The organism is Maridesulfovibrio sp., from assembly GCF_963678865.1.
Lineage (GTDB): Bacteria > Desulfobacterota > Desulfovibrionia > Desulfovibrionales > Desulfovibrionaceae > Maridesulfovibrio.
Genome location: NZ_OY787459.1, coordinates 825,496 through 841,704 on the forward strand (window position 1 = coordinate 825,496; position 16,209 = coordinate 841,704).

A 16,209-nucleotide genomic window follows, 5' to 3' on the forward strand; every position below is an offset into this window, starting at 1 on the left:
CTTTTCCGGATGTAGCTGTAGGGCTACCTTAAAAAAAGCTTATGACAATTCTTTGGAGGACTTTCCTAGTAGCTTATTGCTTCTGCGGGATAGAACGAAAATGGTGTAAATAGGACCGGAAATAATATATCCGGCAAAGATCATGAAGCCCAAAAACTTGGGCTGAGAGGCAACCATAGTAAAAAGCGCAATTACGGTTACCATAGAGCTGAAAGGATGAGCTTTGAACATTCCGATTTCTTTGAAAGAATTATAACGAATGTTGCTCACCATCAGAAAAGCGAGGCAATATACAAGCACCAGAGTGAACATAGGCAGAACACTCTGTGCAATATTTTCAGGAAGATAAGGGGTAAACAGGATCAACGTTGCCAAGGTACAGCCTGCCGCAGGGATGGGCAGACCTATAAAATGGGCTTTAGAAGTAGTTCCTGCCTGAACATTGAAACGGGCGAGCCTGAGCGCACCGCAAGCCATCAACAAGAAGGCCGCAAGCATGCCCAGTCTTCCGAACTGGTGGAGTTGCCAATGATAAACCATGAACGCAGGAGTAACACCGAAGGCGACCACATCCGCAAGAGAATCGAGCTGCACGCCGAATTCACTGCTGGTACCGGTCAACCGAGCCACTTTCCCGTCGAGACCGTCAAAGAGACAGCTGACCAGAATGGCTACAGCACTCAGTTCGTAAGCACCTTCCACAACCCAGTTCATCGCGAGAAAGCCGCAAAACAGGCTCGACACGGTGAGGAGGTTGGGCAGAATGTATACGCCCTTGTGCTTCGGTATTCTTTTTTCCTTTGCCATGAAAACCACTTAAACCGATTCGGAAATAAATTCCAGTAGAATCGTATTAAATTTTAAACTTAATTTAACCCTGACGGGCGAAAATATTCGAAAAGAAACATATATGTTTCCGTGTTCTGAAGTCAGGTAATACCCCCCTGTCCGGTAAAGGTCAACCCGCGAAATATACTTTTTTTATACGGCGGTATCATGACTCTATGTCTCTTCAATGCCCGCACCGCATAACCTGCCTTAGGATTAATTGAATGCCCACCCAACCAGTTTTCTAATAAGTCCGCAATGAACATAATCCATTGCCCCTCTCACTAGGGCAGGAAATTGATTTGAAAGATCCAACTGATACAGGCCTCACCGCGCAGGGAGTCAGCTATCTGAGTCTCGAAAAAACACGGCGCAATCTCCCGGGTTATTCCCGGATAATACCACCTCCGAGCACAGCTCCCTCTTCTGTATATACAGCCACAATCTGCCCCGGTGTAGGCCGGGAATGCGGCTCAATAAAATCAAATTTTATACTGCTGCCAACCTGCGCGGCCCTTGCGGGTTTTGATCGCTGTCGGTAGCGGGTCTGGATAAAAACAGTTTCAGGCCAACTGTCAAAGCCGACCAGAAAATTAAAACTGTCGGCAACACAGCCTTGGGCATCAAGCTCGTCTCGGGTTCCCACGATGAGCAGGTTGTTCTTCATGTCCTTATCCAGAACATAAAGCGGAGCCTTCCACGCTATCCCCAATCCTCGTCGCTGCCCCTGAGTATACCGCCAGAGTCCTTTATGTTTTCCGACCTTTGAACCATCGGAAAGAATCGCATTTCCCGATCCGGGAAGCTTCACCTTCCGGTCAATCAGGAATTGACGGTAATCATCGTTAGGAACAAAACATATTTCCTGACTTTCCGAGGGCAACGGGATTTCCATCCCGCGCTTCTCCAACTCGGCATAAGTCTGGTCCTTGCTGTGTCTGCCAAGGGGAAAAATCGCATTCAAAACAAAATCCCGCGGCACAAGAGAAAGAAAATAACTTTGATCCTTTCCCATGTCGGCTCCACGGGCCAGAACACGGCCGTATCGTGCATCTTCAGCAATACGCACGTAATGCCCGGTTCCAAGCAATTCCGTACCAAATTCACGTGCCGCATTATTCAGCACGCCGAACTTTATCTCAGGGTTGCAAAGAGCGCATGGATTAGGGGTATTTCCCTTAAGATATTCCTGAACAAACGGCTCAACCACCAAACGGTCAAACTCGGCGGTAAGATCAAAAACATGCAGGGGTACATCCAGCTTCGTGCATGTTTTCTCCAGTCCGGAAACTGCGGCTTCAGCTTTCTTTCTACCTAGAAAACAACCGTGTACCGCCACGATATCCGCCCCACTCTCCTTGAGCAGGACCAGCGAGAGCAGGCTGTCAGCGCCGCCACTTACCGCCATGGCAACCTTGCGCCCGGCAGTAAGTTCCTTCAGTTCAGGATATTCAAACCCTGTTTCCATTACATTCTCCGCGAATTACTTTTTATTTGTAATAGCATCTCAACTGTAATTCTTCTTTCCGATTACAAACTACAGAGCAGCCCTTTAGCCAGCAAGCAAAAAATGAGAAATGCCCGGACACCCCCAACGGGCCTCCGGACAAGTCTCTCACAAGTCAAACCTAATATACAAATCCGGCATCAACCGGAGATTTGTCAATCTTCTTTTTTCGGCTGCGGCAGCACAAGATTCAGAAACACACCGAGGATACCGGCAAGACCGATTCCACCGAGCCTGAACTCATCACCGAGAGGAGTGGGGACAGACATGCCGCCTACCCCGAAAATAACAATCAGAGCCACAATGGAGAGGTTACGCGCTTCCATGAGGTCATCGCCTGCACGAACAAGAGTGTTCATACCCACAACCATGATAGCACCAAAGAGCAGAACCATAATCCCACCCATTACAGGTACGGGGATGGTTGCCAAAAACGCACCGACCTTACCGCAAAAGGCTAAAGCAATAGCGACTATTGAAGCCCAAGTCATAATTGCAGGGTTAAAAGCCTTGGTCAAAGCAACGGCACCGGTAACTTCAGAATAAGTTGTATTCGGCGGTCCACCGACCATTGCAGCCAGAGAAGTGGCCAGCCCGTCGCCCAGCATGGTGTTATGGATACCGGGATCTTTAACGTAGTCCTTATTGGCCACGGAGCTGATTGCCAGAACATCGCCGAAGTGCTCAATTGCAGGTGCAATCGCTACCGGAACAATGAAGAGCACGGCTTCGAGGTTCCACTCAGGAAAAGTAAAGTTGGGCATTGAGAACCATGGAGCAGCCGCCACAGCATCAAAATTAACCAATCCAAGAAACAAAGATACCGCGTACCCTGCTGCAATACCGCATAAGATAGGAATAAGCTTGAGCCAGCCCTTGCCAAGCAGAGAAACCGCAACTGTCACGGCGAGGGAAATCATAGATACAATAAGCGCTGTATCTTCAGGAACCAGAACAGCAGAACCGTCACCAGTTTTACCAACTGCCATAAAAACAGCAACAGGGGCCAGAATAAGACCGATTGTCATAATGACCGGACCGGTAACGACGGGAGGCAGAATCTTTTTCAAAACATCGGTACCACGCCAGCGGATCAGGAAGCTGAGCACGACATAGAAAAGACCTGCAGCGGCAAGACCGCAGAGGGTGGAAGGGATACCCCAAGTCTGCACACCGTAAATGATGGGTGCGATGAAGGCAAAGGAAGAAGCCAGAAACACGGGGATCTTACCTTTTGTTATTACCTGAAAAACCAGTGTACCGGCACCGGCTGTAAAAAGTGCTACGTTGGGATCTAGCCCGGTCAGCAGCGGAACAAGGACTAGAGCGCCGAATGCCACGAAAAGCATCTGCGCTCCGAGGATAACATCTTTTGCCCTGAAGTTATATTCAGTACTGGATATGCTCATTTGTATTCTCCGTAAAAATTTTCCAAAAAAAAGGCACCGTTTGTGGTGCCCTTAAAAACATTTACTTGGTGCCGAATATCTTATCACCCGCGTCTCCGAGACCGGGGAGAATGTATCCTACATCGTTAAGTTTTTCATCAATTGACGCGACATAGATATCAACATCAGGATGAGCGGTGACAATTCTCTCAATCCCTTCGGGAGCTGCAACGAGGAACAGACCTTTAATACTGGTGCAACCGGACTTCTTGAGAAGATCAATTGTTGCCATCAGGGTTCCGCCGGTAGCGAGCATGGGGTCAAGAATAAGAGCTATACGCTCATCAATGTTGCTTGCAAGCTTGACGTAATATTCGACAGGCTGCAAACTCTCTTCGTCACGGTAAAAGCCGACAACACTGACACGGGCACCCGGAACCATGTCCAGAACTCCGTCCATCATACCGAGGCCGGCCCTGAGAATAGGAACTACGGTTATTTTTTTACCCTTGATTTCCTCAACTTCGACTTCACCTGCCCAACCATTAATAGTTTTGGCTTCTGTAGCGAGGTCTTTGGTTGCCTCGTAAGTGAGAAGTCTGGAAATTTCCTGTGCCAGAGCGCGAAAACGGCTGGTGCTGATGCCGTCTTCACGGAGAATGCCGAGCTTGTGTCTTACCAAAGGATGGTCTACCACATGTACCGCCACGGTGCCTCCTTGATCCCATGTTATTTGTTATAAAAATCCGAAAAGTCAAAACTTCGTGTTTTTATAAGACACAGCTTTGACAGTCAAGACAAAAGACAATTATTTTTCATTTAAACCGTAACAACATGGTATTATTGAAAATTATTTAAATGAATCCAACTTCTGAACACGAATATAACCCAATATGGAATAAATTACATGTGTAATAACGAAGATTTTAACGAAAATGAGACACAGCTGCTCTGGACCAGATCAGCAAGTTTTTCTGACCGAAATACCCGGCTGGACAAATTCTGGGGCAGCATGCTGGAAGAAGAAGGAATATCACGGGGCAAGGTAAAGGACTGGATCAAAGCCGGGTTTGCCGAGATCAACGGCAAAGTCTGCAAAAAGCCCAACCAGAAATTAATGGGGAATGAGGAACTTACCCTGAAAGGGGAAGCTGAATTAACCACACTCGTGCCTGAAAAGCTGCCGCTGGATATCATCCATAATGACGGCAGGATTGCTGTAATCAACAAGCCGGCAGGATTGACCACCCACCCTGCCCCGAGCTGCCCTACCGGAACTCTGGTGCACCGGCTTATCCACCACTTTCCGGAAATCCGGGATATGGATGAGTGGCGTCCCGGCATTGTTCATCGTCTGGACAAATTCACTTCCGGCCTGATTGCTGTGGCCCTCAATGAACATGACCGTCTGGCCATGTCTGCGGCTTTTGCTGAACGCGAAATCAACAAAACCTATCTGGCAATCGTACATGGAATACCTGAAAGGGAATTCGGTGAAATTGACGCGCCAATGGGACGTCATCCGATCCACAAGACAAAAATGGCCGTAGTGCTCAAAGGCGGACGTGAAGCCCGATCTGAGTACAAAACACTCTGGTCTGACCCTGCCGGGCTTGCCAGTTTGATAAAAGTAAAAATCCATACCGGACGCACCCATCAGATCAGGGTACATATGGCCCACATCGGACATCCATTGGTGGGAGATCTGGTCTACGGCTCCATGCCTCATGCCCGCTGGGAGCAGGAACATCCTCAATTGGCCGAACTTGCCCAGCGCCAGATGCTGCATGCATATTCTCTAGCCTTTACCCACCCTGAATCAGGCGAAGAACTCAGTTTTACTCAAACTCCGCCGAAAGATTTCATCGACATGCTTAAAAAACTGAATAAATCTGTACAGCGTGTCGGGCTGATAGGCATGCCTTGCGGCGGAAAATCAGCTGTTCTCAAAATTTTGGCAAAGAATAAAATTCCCACTTTCAGCGCAGATGAATCAGTAGCCCGTTCTTATGAAAAAGACGGTGCAGGGTGGGAGCTTCTTCGTCAGAGATTTGGAAACAGATTTATCGACCCCGATACCGGGAGCATAGATAAGTCCGCTCTATTCGTCGCCATGCGCGAGAATGAAGACCTGCGCCGGGAAATCATGAATATAATACACCCTATTGTGCAGCATGACGCTGAAGAGTTTTTCAAGGCTCACAACAACGAACCGTTGGCTGTGGCTGAAGTTCCCCTGCTGCTGGAAGGCGGATGGCATGACAAAAAGCTGGTAGATGCAGTCATCGGTGTACGCACACCGGAGGAAAAACGCACAGGGGAGCTGCGCAAGAAACGCGGTCTTGATCTGGAAACCCTGGCAGTATTTGATTCATGGCAGTGGGATGAAAAGACCAAAATGGACTGCTGCACAACTATAATTGAAAATGACGGAGATCTTTCCAAACTTGATTCGGAAACAGACCGGATTCTCGAAGTTCTGGCAACACTCCGCAAGGATAAGGAAATTGCATTCGAAAATCATATCGAAGAGCTGTTTTCACCAGACAAAGACTAGGTTTTCGCGAGTGTAAGTATTGACTTACCCGACCAGTGTGTTATTTTATAAGTGAGACCTGAGGCGAGAGGTCAGGACCGTAGTCGGAAGAATGAACATAATTTAATTGTTAGGATGCAAGTCCATTTTACATAAAAGAATTCTACGCAAGGTCCAGCCCCGCTTTCGGCATCAGGTTCGGTTAGGGAGTGAGTAACCCTAGTTTACCTACCAACTCAATCTCGTCACGCCCCCGCGGCTTTGCTGCGGGGGTCGTTTTTTTATAGGGCAACCCGTGGAAATCACCGCCCTTTTCTGCTAGAGTATAGTTGATGTAAAATTTAAATCAAAACATAAGGCTACCGCATGATCCCTATCCGTGATAACGTTCCCTGCCTAACCACTCCATACGTGCTGCGCGGAATAATGCTTGCCAACATTGCGGTCTTTGCTTTTGAACAGCTGCTGACTCCGCAGGCGCGCCTTGCACTCTTTCATCTGCTGGGTGTGGTCCCGGCAAGATTCTTCCATCCCGAATGGGCCGTTAACGCCGGATACCCAGATACGGGGGTGCTACCGCTATTCAGCTACATGTTTCTGCACAGCGGCTGGCTCCATATAATATTAAACATGTGGATGTTATGGATTTTTGCCGATAACATAGAAGATGCCATGGGCCATGGAAGGTTTATCCTGTTCTATATGACCTGCGGATTAATAGCTATCGGCATACAAATGATCATCACCCCTTCATCCAGCGCCCCGGTAATAGGAGCATCAGGCGCAGTTGCCGGAATCATGGGCGCATACATGCTGCTCTATCCGCACGGACAGGTTCTGACCCTTTTTCCTGTAATCATCATCCCGTTTTTCTTTAAGATACCATCTTCATTATTCTTAGGGCTGTGGTTCCTGATTCAAGTCTTCTCCGGCGTATCGAGCCATTTTGCCGAAGGCACGCAGAAAGTGGCGTGGGCCGCACATGTCGGAGGATTTGTAGCCGGAATGATTTTGATTCGTTTTTTCGTAAAGAAGGACCGGTGTGTTTATTGTTATGCTCCTGAGAAGAAAGATTATGAGTTGCCGGATGATTTTTGAGCAGCATTCAGCAGTATTGCCCTTCTTTCAGGCTATTGAACTGCTCAACTAATCCAGCTCAAACATATTTTCCCAATCAACTTCTTCGTTCCACTCGGGCTGATCTTTTTTGTCAAAAATAAAATTACCCACAACAAGATAATCCATATCGGTACGCATGAAACATGCATAAGCATCGTTTGGGGTGCATACGATCGGCTCACCGCGGACATTAAAACTGGTATTGACGATGACAGCGCAACCGGTCTGCTCCCGGAATGAGTTTATCAACTCCCAGTAACGGGGGTTCACATCCTTATTGACCGACTGGATCCTTGCAGAGTTATCTACATGAGTGATGGCGGGGATTTCTGAACGGTTGACATATAAACGGTCATACATCTCCATCTGCCCATACCCCTCAGGCAGCGGAAAGCATTTTTCTTCTGTAACCGGAGCAACCAGCAACATATAAGGAGACGGGGATTCAATATCAAAATAATTTGAAATCTCTTCTTCCATGACTGAGGGAGCAAAAGGTCGAAAGCCTTCTCTAAATTTAATCTTTAAATTCAGCTTCTTTTGCATCTCAGGATTTCTGGGGTCACCGATAATAGAGCGGTTACCCAAAGCACGTGGTCCGAACTCCATGCGCCCCTGAAACCAGCCGATCACTTTTCCATCATCAAGAAGGCCACCGACTTCACTACAAAGCTGTTTGAAATCTTCAATCCTGCGGAAAGGAGCTTGATATTTACGGACAACACGCATGGTATCAATATCAGAAAATTCCGGTCCCAGATACGATCCCTGCATAGTGTCAGAAGCGGAAACCGTCCGCTCTTCCTCATAACCGATATGCCATGCAGCCAAGGCCGCACCAAGAGCCCCTCCGGCATCCCCTGCAGCCGGTTGAATCCAGATATTATCGAAAACATTCTCTTTAAGCAGTTTGCCGTTGGCAACGCAGTTCAAAGCCACACCTCCGGCCATGACCAGATTTTCACATCCGGTCAACTTACGGGTGGTTTTGGCCAGCTTAGAAACAATTTCTTCGGTAATACTCTGCACTGTCCACGCAAAATCCATATATTCCTGTGCAATGTCTGACTCAGGAGTACGCGGAGGAAGATCAAGAAGCTTCTCCCACTTCTTGGCATGAAACATGGTTAGTCCGGTAGCGAAATTAAAGTAATCCATATTAAGCAGCATGGAACCGTCAGGCCGGACATCAATCAGAGTTTCATAAATTGCATCCTTCCATTTTTTTACGGAAGGATTCTCCGGGTTGCCATAGGGAGCAAGGCCCATCAACTTGTATTCACCGGAATTGACCTTGAAACCGCAAAAAGCTGTAACTGCAGAATAAAAAAGTCCCAGCGAATGAGGGAAGTGGAGTTCTCTCAGAATTTCAATATCTTTTCCGCTTCCTTTGGAAATTGTCGTAGTAGCCCATTCACCTACACCGTCAACGGTAAGGATTGCCGATTCCTGAAAAGGAGAAGGATAGAAAGCACTTGCAGCATGAGAAAGATGGTGTTCAGGAAAAAAGAGTTTATATTTTCCCTTACCGAACTTCGCCAGTTCTTTTTTGAGCATATGGCGCATGAAGAGTTTTTCTTTAATCCATACCGGCATGGAAGTAACAAAACTCTTCAACCCTGAGGGAGCAACACCGTTATAGGTTTCCAGCAGTCTCTCAAATTTCAGAAACGGTTTATCATAGAAAGCCACAACATCAATATCGGCCAAGGTAAGCCCCGCTTCCTTAAGCACATACTTCATAGCCTTTTCCGGAAACGAATCATCATGCTTTTTGCGTGTAAAACGCTCTTCCTGAGCGGCGGCAACAACTTTGCCATCCACAAGAAGAACGGCAGCGGAATCATGATAGAAGGCGGATATCCCGATAATTGCTTTTTTCATAACTGACTAGAAAACAGTGTAAATAAACGGGGCAATAGCTGATCCACTGGTAAAGACAACCAGAAAACCAAACAGCAGCAAAACAATAACGATCGGCAACAACCAAAACTTTTTACGCTCTTTAAAAAAACCGAGCATATCTGACAAAAAATTCATCTAATAAATCCTTAAAATGGGTATTCTATATCTTTAGGCTGGTATTTATGGTCACGTTGAATAAAAACGGAACCAGCATCTTTTTTCCATTTACGGGCAGCCATGGGATCGTGTCCGAAAAGCTTCAAAACCAGAGCCAGGGGAGTAAGAATCAAGTAGTACAAGACACTGAGAATTACTTTAGACATGACCGCACCTAACAGAGCGGAAAATCCCAGCCAGATCTTAGCTGGTAAAACATAAACTTTAGGCACAGTCATATCCAAAAGCAACAACCCCATTGCTGCGAACAGATAGACATCCTGCCTGAGAATCAAGTACGCGATAAGAGAAATCAGGACAAAGGCCATTCCTGTATCTGCGCACTCTTTGGTGGACAATTGTTTATTCAGAATCATTTAACAACCTGCTTTTATATCAAAAACAACAAAGCGTTAAACATTTAAATCATATGATCTGCAAAAACAACTCTTTTTTGCCCTCAACATTTAAACGCCCCCCCCGCTGGGTTTAGTTTTTATCTAACGCAAACGGATTACGCTTTCTCCGTAAATCAGGATCACGTGCGAAGAGGGAATATGGGGCCAAGAATCGATAAGGCTTGAGCAAAACAGAAAAGACGAGGATATTCGGATTAGTTCAAAGCCAAGGCACATCCAGAATAAATCCGGGGAGTAAAAGCGCTGGCCTAGTCGGCTGCGAAGTACAAAAGTACATCCCAACCAGATACATACGCGGAAAAGGCTGTAACGTAAAAATGCCGCAGATATTTTCCAGTGAGGGGAAGGTCAGGAACTAATACAGATTAACCGCGCTTTTATCATAGGAGATCGGTCGGCTGTAAGTCTCCATAATATCCAGCGCACTTCTCAATTGCTGCGCAGTGGCAAGATCGTTGCGTTGCGTGGCTGCCTCCAGTCCCGACTGAGCTTTCTCTATAAAATCCACAGGCGTCTCATCATGTTCCAGCCCGACAGATTGCCCTGTTTTAACCGACACTTTAAGCGTCATAGCCATAAACGGAGAACTTTCATCCAGTGACATTCTTCCGGCGCGTATCTCGTCGTTCATCCAGTTGAACAGTCCTTGCCGGGTTGTATTAGTAAAATCTATAGCTGCAGAATTTTCTGCATATGGTTCAGTCTTCTCAGATTGAATAGTTCCTGCATTTGCCGTTTGTTCCTGGACTACTTTTCCTTCAGTCTGTCTAGACGGTGGCACTGAAGACCCTATAGTCATAATAAATGAGTTGGCAAAATCTTTACCGAAAAGCTGGTCACCGTATTGGGCAACTGCCGCATATGGATTTTTTTCATATTGATTTGCAAATTCAACATACTCGTGTCCTGCCGTCACCAGGCTGGACATACCGGAAACCTTTCTGAACTCATTTTCAATATCCGGATTGTCACTAAACAACTTTTCTATCTGATCTAATTGCGGATGGTCTCCTTCAACCCGCACATGTCCATTTTCATCAGAGGTCAATTGCACTTCCGGGGGAACATCTATGCCGTTTTTAAGAAACATGGATTTGATATCGTCATCCAACTTCTGCTGTTGTTGCTGCGCCCCTTTTTCCAACTCATTCAGGGAGATTTTTTTACCGGGTGTAAAATCAATGCCCAATCCTGAAAAAAAACTGGACATAAGTTTTCCTGCACCGGAGAGAGTCACTGTATCCTGTGCTCTCGTTTGCTGTTGTTGTTTGGCAGTATAAGTATTGTTCGGCGTCTGGTCGATTTGATGATTACCGTAGCCTGCACCAATGGAATTTATCATACAATCCTCCTGAGAGAACTTTTTTCCTATCAAAAACAACAAGCAATTTGTATTCCGCCCAAAAAACCAAACCTATTAATACAGTCTAATAACATTTGAGCGTGCGAACTGTCTGGGTTTATCATTTCAGCACCCTTTCGAAGGAATAATTCCTTATTCTAAGGCGAAGACTTGGACAGCAAAATATAAACGGAAATTTATAAATTATTTTTGCCTATCTGCCCATCCGATAAGTGCGGCAATCCCTCCCAGATGGTAGGCCGTGCCGGCAGCAAAGGCCTTTAGAATCAACTCTTCGTCTTTAAAGTGTTCCAGAGAGGAGACAATTCCTCTGACTGAATCAGCAAGGGCTTTCTCCAGCATAAAGCGTAGCAGTGGACTTATTTCTACTTGCGGAGACTGCTCACAAATTAGCTCTATGGCCTGAGTCGTCATATCCTGCACATATTTTCTTCCAAAATCTTCATATTCGGTACCCGCTGACCGTGCCAGCAGGATAATCACCTTCAGTTTATTCTCGATCAAAAAATGCAGGAATTCCCCAGCCTCATCCTCCATGTATGAAGGAGTATGAGAATTGCTTTGCGATAGAGCAAATGCATTGATTCTGTTGCGTGTTAAACGTGAAAATTCTTCAACAAACTCAGGTGTTATAACAGCCTTATAAAGAGTCATTTTGTTCGGATAGTATGTATAAACATTACCTGTAGCGATATTTGCTTCTTGTGCGATTGCTTTAATCGTGGCCTTACGGAAACCTGATTGCGCAAAAAGGGCCTCAGCAGCAATTTCAATTCGTACCCTTACGTTTTCTTTACGAATCTGGACCATATACGAACCTCCTTGACGCCCAAAAAAGAACGATGTATTCATTTTTAAAAATGAACACATCATTCTTTTTTTATAATGTCAACTTTAGCTTAAGCACCAAAACAATTTTATGTCATCTATCTAAGGAGTTAACATGACCCAAAAATGTATACCCATTCCTCTGCAGGATACGGAAATTACGCACAACATGTACGATTCTCCTGTCACCATCGCTTCTATCTTCAAAGGAAAGCCGCCAGTCAATTTTCTCAAGGAACGTGCCCAACAAATATTGGCCGCAAACCCATGGCTTGCGGCCAGATTGGAAGATGACGAAAAGGACGGTAAACCATGTCTAATCCATGCGGAAGCTCCGCCTCTATACCCTTTTTATGATCATGTAGATATCGCTGATATTTGCACAACCGGGACTACGGTGGATTCGATATTGGCTGAAACGTACTCAATGCCACTCTCTCAATCCTTAGCTCAAATTTTTACGAAACATGGTTTTAACAACCTAAATACCGATGAACCGCTATACAAAATACGACTCTGCACAGGAAGTGACGACCGGTTCATGCTTGTGGTCTCAATGAGCCACATTCTTGGAGATGGTTTTACCATATACAGTATTTACCGGATGCTTGACCGTTCAGAACCTGTCGTTTCACTGAATCCGCAAAGGATAAAAGATTTTCAGGCTGTTCTGGATATGACGGGAGGACTTCCGGGAAGCATGTGGATCCCAAGAAATGGGACTCACCCTTCATCCAATAACAAACTGGACTGGTTGCTAAAATCAAAGGCCATGTGGTGCACTAAAGAATCACGAGAAGCTATAGGCATGCAAAACGGAGAAGAGGAAGATATCCCGGGAAAAGAACATCCAACAAGCGGAGGACTTTTCCGTGTTAATATGGATTGGATCGAAAACCAAAAACGTGATTTCAAAGGAAACGATATAACTCCCTGGATTTCGACCAATGATATAATGGCATCATGGTTTCTGACCAGAAGCAAAGCAAGCATGGGAGCCATAGCAATTAATTCCCGTAATAGATCTCCTAAAATAGGAATGTACCATGCCGGTAATTACCAGCTTGGTTTCCTGCTCTACCCAGATGAGTATGAATGCCCGTCAGCAATACGTGAATCCGTCTCAGCATTTTCAGCTTTCACCAAACCGGACAGTAATGCAGGACCCGGAAACAGCTTGGCACTCATCAGCAATTGGACTCAAAGCTATATTGACCTTGATTTCGGGCCGGAGTGCCACCAGCTCATTCACCTGCCTCTTGCACCTGTAGAGCTTGCCCCTCCAACCTCAATGGACTCAATCATGATTCTATTTTGTTGTGGAAATGGAGGACTCGGTGCGGCAATAAGATCGACCAATCTCTCAAATTATCTAGACGATACAGCACTGCACGGTCCGCTACTGGGATGACAGTATTTTACATTTTCACCCGATCATAAAAGTCAGAGACTTTGCTTTTTGGAAAAGCCCACAGAAATGAACAAGGGAAACAAGCCTGATTGTGAAATAAATCCCAATGATTTTCAAATCTGCTACAAAAAAAGAGTCTCACCAAGATATATTTTGTGAACAATTTTAAGAGGAGCTGAAAGTCCAAAAAAATATTGTCCACACTTTTGGCACATGGTAATGTCAAAAGAGTGTTAATTTATTTGCTTGGGAGAGAAAATGAAATTAAATACAAAACTAATTTTGCCACAACTTTTTGTCGTTGTTTTGCTGGGATGCTTAAGTTTCTACATAATAGATAATTCTTTTACTCAACTAAAAGAAATGTATGTTAAATCGAAAGTAAGCAATGCATTTACAACAGTAAAGAACAGCATCGCAGACTCAGCAAAAGCGGCGCAACACCTTGCTGCATTATTTTCACAACGTCCTGATGTGATTGAAGCTTTTAAAATAGCTCATTCCGGCGATATTGATGACGAGCGCTCACCAGAAGCGCAAAGAGCACGCGAACATATCAGAAATGAACTCAAAGCAGAACTCAAAGGATATAAAGAATTAGGAGATGGCAAGTTACGACTCCATTTCCATTTGCCTAATGGGAGAAGTCTTGTCCGGTTATGGCGTGAAAAACAGGCAAAAAGGAACGGAAAATGGTTAGACATATCTGATGATATATCTAGTTTCCGCCAAACAGTTCTGGACGTTAATCAAAACGGTAAAGCCGTCGGCGGCATTGAACTGGGACGAGGCGGTTTCGCTATTAGAGGGCTTGTTCCTGTCAAAGACGCATCTGGTGAAACGATTGGCTCTGTGGAAATTCTTAAAAGCTTTAACCCGATCCTACACGACGTTGAAAATGCTGGAATATCCACGATGCTTTTCATGAACAAAGATTTACTGAGCACCTCGACTTCTTTGCAAGATGAATCCAAATACCCAATCATTAAAGACTACGTGCTGGTCAGTGCCACCGACAAATCTAAATATACCGATCTGCTTGAAAAAAAGCTGCTGGATGAAGGCAAAACCAAACAGATTATTAAAACTATGGACAATATAGCGATAGCCACATTGCCCATAACTGATTATCGCGGAAAACAGGTCGGCGTTCTCATTGGCGTCTTAAACATCGAAAAACTGGCTGTACTTTCCAGTAACGCGAACACATGGCTTTTGCTTTGCCTTGCTGCAATATTAATTATCCCGTTAATTTTCATATACTTTAGTTTAAATATTCAAGTTCTAAAACCGGTTCAAGCCATATCTGATAAAATAAAAGACATTAACGAAGATCGGGCTGATCTTGATAGCATAATGCAAATCAGATTCAATGACGAGATCGGGAATCTATGCAACATGTTCAATAACATGCTCGGGAAATTGTCGGAAATGGTTAACAACATGCAAGTGTATGTCGATGTTGTAAATGCCGTTCCAGATCCCATTTTTGTAGTGGATAAGAAATTTAATCTTTTGCTGACAAACAAAGCAACAGAAAATTTTTCCGGTTTAGGTATCGACGAAATAAAACAAAGCAAATGTTCAAACATTTTCAAAACCAAAATATGCTCAACAGAAAAATGTCCTATATCAATGAGCATGAAAACAGGAATTGAAAATAAAGCGGAAATACTCTCACTCACGGACAGACATGGCAATGATATACACATACAGCCTGTTGCAACCCCGCTCCACAACTCAAACGGCGAAACCTTCGGTTACCTTGAAGTAGCCAGAAATGTGAGCGACCTTGTGGAAAAAGAGAATGCAATCAATATCCAGCTCGAAAAAATAAACAAGGTCAACACTTCTACAAAAGAAGCATCATCAAGGGTCTTCAGCAGCTGCAACGATTTAGGCGAAGAAATGAAAGCAGTAGATAAATCCGTTGTCGACCAACAAAGACTATTATCCGAAACAGTTGCAGCTATGGGTCAGATGAATGCAAGTGTACTTGATGTTGCAGAAAATGCCGGACGGGCTTCAGAAAAATCACAAGAAACCCGTGACCGGGCTAAAAATGGTGCTGAAACAGTTCTAAACGCTACCGCAGCTATCACAGAAGTAAAACACCACACAGAACTCATGAGCGAGATAATGCTCAAAATGGAAGATCGTGCTGAAAGCATCGGTACTGTTCTTAACGTGATCAACGACATTGCCGACCAAACCAACCTTCTTGCTCTAAATGCGGCAATCGAAGCAGCCAGAGCAGGAGATGCGGGGCGTGGGTTCGCTGTAGTCGCAGACGAGGTTCGAAAACTCGCAGAAAAAACAGTAGATGCCACTAAAGAAGTTGAAACAGTTATCACCGAATTACGTAGTCAGACAAGTAAATCGAAAACTATAACTGATGAAACACAAGCTCTCGCTGTAAGAGCTGCAGAATATGCTGAAGAATCGGGAAATCAGTTGAAAGACATCGTAACGTTTGTCCAGGAATCTGCAACTGACATAACAAACATTGCCGCTGCTGTAGAAGAGCAATCAGCCGGTTCAGAGGAAATCAATCGTTCTATAGGCGAAGTAAACGAGCTCGCCAGCACGATCAGTGACAGGGTTCAGGTTTCAACCGAAGCTTTAAATAATCTTGTGCAGCTGTCAGAGGAACTTGAAAACATCTCTGGAAAATAGAACTTCTTCTGTTTCAAGAGGAAATGTCAGATCAAGTCGGAACTAATACATTTGAAGCATTCTCGGTACTTCA

13 protein-coding genes are annotated in these 16,209 nt (G+C 45.1%); 4 read left to right on the forward strand and 9 right to left on the reverse strand.

Going from position 1 to position 16,209, the window contains the following annotated elements; all coding sequences use genetic code 11:
- Positions 1 to 39: 39 nt before the first annotated feature.
- The 4 genes from pssA to upp all read right to left on the reverse strand — a co-directional run bounded on the left by pssA (position 40) and on the right by upp (position 4,432).
- Positions 40 to 807, reverse strand: coding sequence for a CDP-diacylglycerol--serine O-phosphatidyltransferase (gene pssA / locus ACKU41_RS03735; protein ID WP_319779850.1), 768 nt, complete (start codon positions 805 to 807; stop codon positions 40 to 42).
- Positions 808 to 1,213: 406 nt separating this feature from the next.
- Positions 1,214 to 2,296 (reverse strand): tRNA 2-thiouridine(34) synthase MnmA, encoded by a 1,083-nt coding sequence (gene mnmA, locus ACKU41_RS03740; RefSeq protein ID WP_321404223.1) that lies wholly within the window; start codon positions 2,294 to 2,296, stop codon positions 1,214 to 1,216.
- 194 nt (positions 2,297 to 2,490) lie between these two features.
- Positions 2,491 to 3,744, reverse strand: coding sequence for a uracil-xanthine permease family protein (locus ACKU41_RS03745; RefSeq protein ID WP_319779852.1), 1,254 nt, complete (start codon positions 3,742 to 3,744; stop codon positions 2,491 to 2,493).
- 61 nt (positions 3,745 to 3,805) lie between these two features.
- Positions 3,806 to 4,432, reverse strand: a complete 627-nt coding sequence (gene upp, locus ACKU41_RS03750; protein ID WP_319779853.1) for a uracil phosphoribosyltransferase — start codon at positions 4,430 to 4,432, stop codon at positions 3,806 to 3,808.
- Between the two features lie 198 nt (positions 4,433 to 4,630).
- On the opposite strand from upp, the gene coaE reads away from it, so the two are divergent.
- Together coaE and ACKU41_RS03760 are read left to right on the forward strand one after the other, a co-directional pair.
- On the forward strand, positions 4,631 to 6,280 hold the full coding sequence (gene coaE, locus ACKU41_RS03755) for a dephospho-CoA kinase (RefSeq protein ID WP_321404226.1): 1,650 nt from the start codon (positions 4,631 to 4,633) through the stop codon (positions 6,278 to 6,280).
- Positions 6,281 to 6,625: 345 nt separating this feature from the next.
- The gene (locus tag ACKU41_RS03760) at positions 6,626 to 7,357 is read left to right on the forward strand and encodes a rhomboid family intramembrane serine protease (RefSeq protein WP_319779855.1); all 732 of its coding nucleotides are present in this window, start codon (positions 6,626 to 6,628) and stop codon (positions 7,355 to 7,357) included.
- A 48-nt stretch (positions 7,358 to 7,405) separates the two neighbouring features.
- Here ACKU41_RS03760 and ACKU41_RS03765 read toward each other — a convergent pair whose 3' ends face one another.
- From ACKU41_RS03765 to ACKU41_RS03785, 5 genes are all read right to left on the reverse strand, one after another.
- Entirely contained in the window at positions 7,406 to 9,262 is a 1,857-nt protein-coding gene (locus tag ACKU41_RS03765; protein ID WP_319779856.1) for a carbamoyltransferase, read from the reverse strand.
- 6 nt (positions 9,263 to 9,268) lie between these two features.
- Positions 9,269 to 9,418, reverse strand: coding sequence for a DUF5989 family protein (locus tag ACKU41_RS03770; protein ID WP_319779857.1), 150 nt, complete (start codon positions 9,416 to 9,418; stop codon positions 9,269 to 9,271).
- An 11-nt stretch (positions 9,419 to 9,429) separates the two neighbouring features.
- A complete protein-coding gene (locus ACKU41_RS03775; protein WP_319779858.1) occupies positions 9,430 to 9,816 on the reverse strand; it encodes an SxtJ family membrane protein in 387 nt (128 codons plus the stop codon).
- A 397-nt stretch (positions 9,817 to 10,213) separates the two neighbouring features.
- A complete protein-coding gene (locus ACKU41_RS03780) occupies positions 10,214 to 11,200 on the reverse strand; it encodes a hypothetical protein (protein ID WP_321404229.1) in 987 nt (328 codons plus the stop codon).
- A 204-nt stretch (positions 11,201 to 11,404) separates the two neighbouring features.
- Positions 11,405 to 12,031, reverse strand: coding sequence for a TetR/AcrR family transcriptional regulator (locus ACKU41_RS03785; protein WP_321404230.1), 627 nt, complete (start codon positions 12,029 to 12,031; stop codon positions 11,405 to 11,407).
- 133 nt (positions 12,032 to 12,164) lie between these two features.
- Here ACKU41_RS03785 and ACKU41_RS03790 point away from each other — a divergent pair, with 133 nt between their 5' ends.
- Complete coding sequence (locus tag ACKU41_RS03790; RefSeq protein WP_321404232.1) at positions 12,165 to 13,460, forward strand: hypothetical protein; 1,296 nt, start codon at positions 12,165 to 12,167, stop codon at positions 13,458 to 13,460.
- A 258-nt stretch (positions 13,461 to 13,718) separates the two neighbouring features.
- A complete protein-coding gene (locus ACKU41_RS03795; RefSeq protein ID WP_321404233.1) occupies positions 13,719 to 16,136 on the forward strand; it encodes a methyl-accepting chemotaxis protein in 2,418 nt (805 codons plus the stop codon).
- Positions 16,137 to 16,209: the final 73 nt, after the last annotated feature.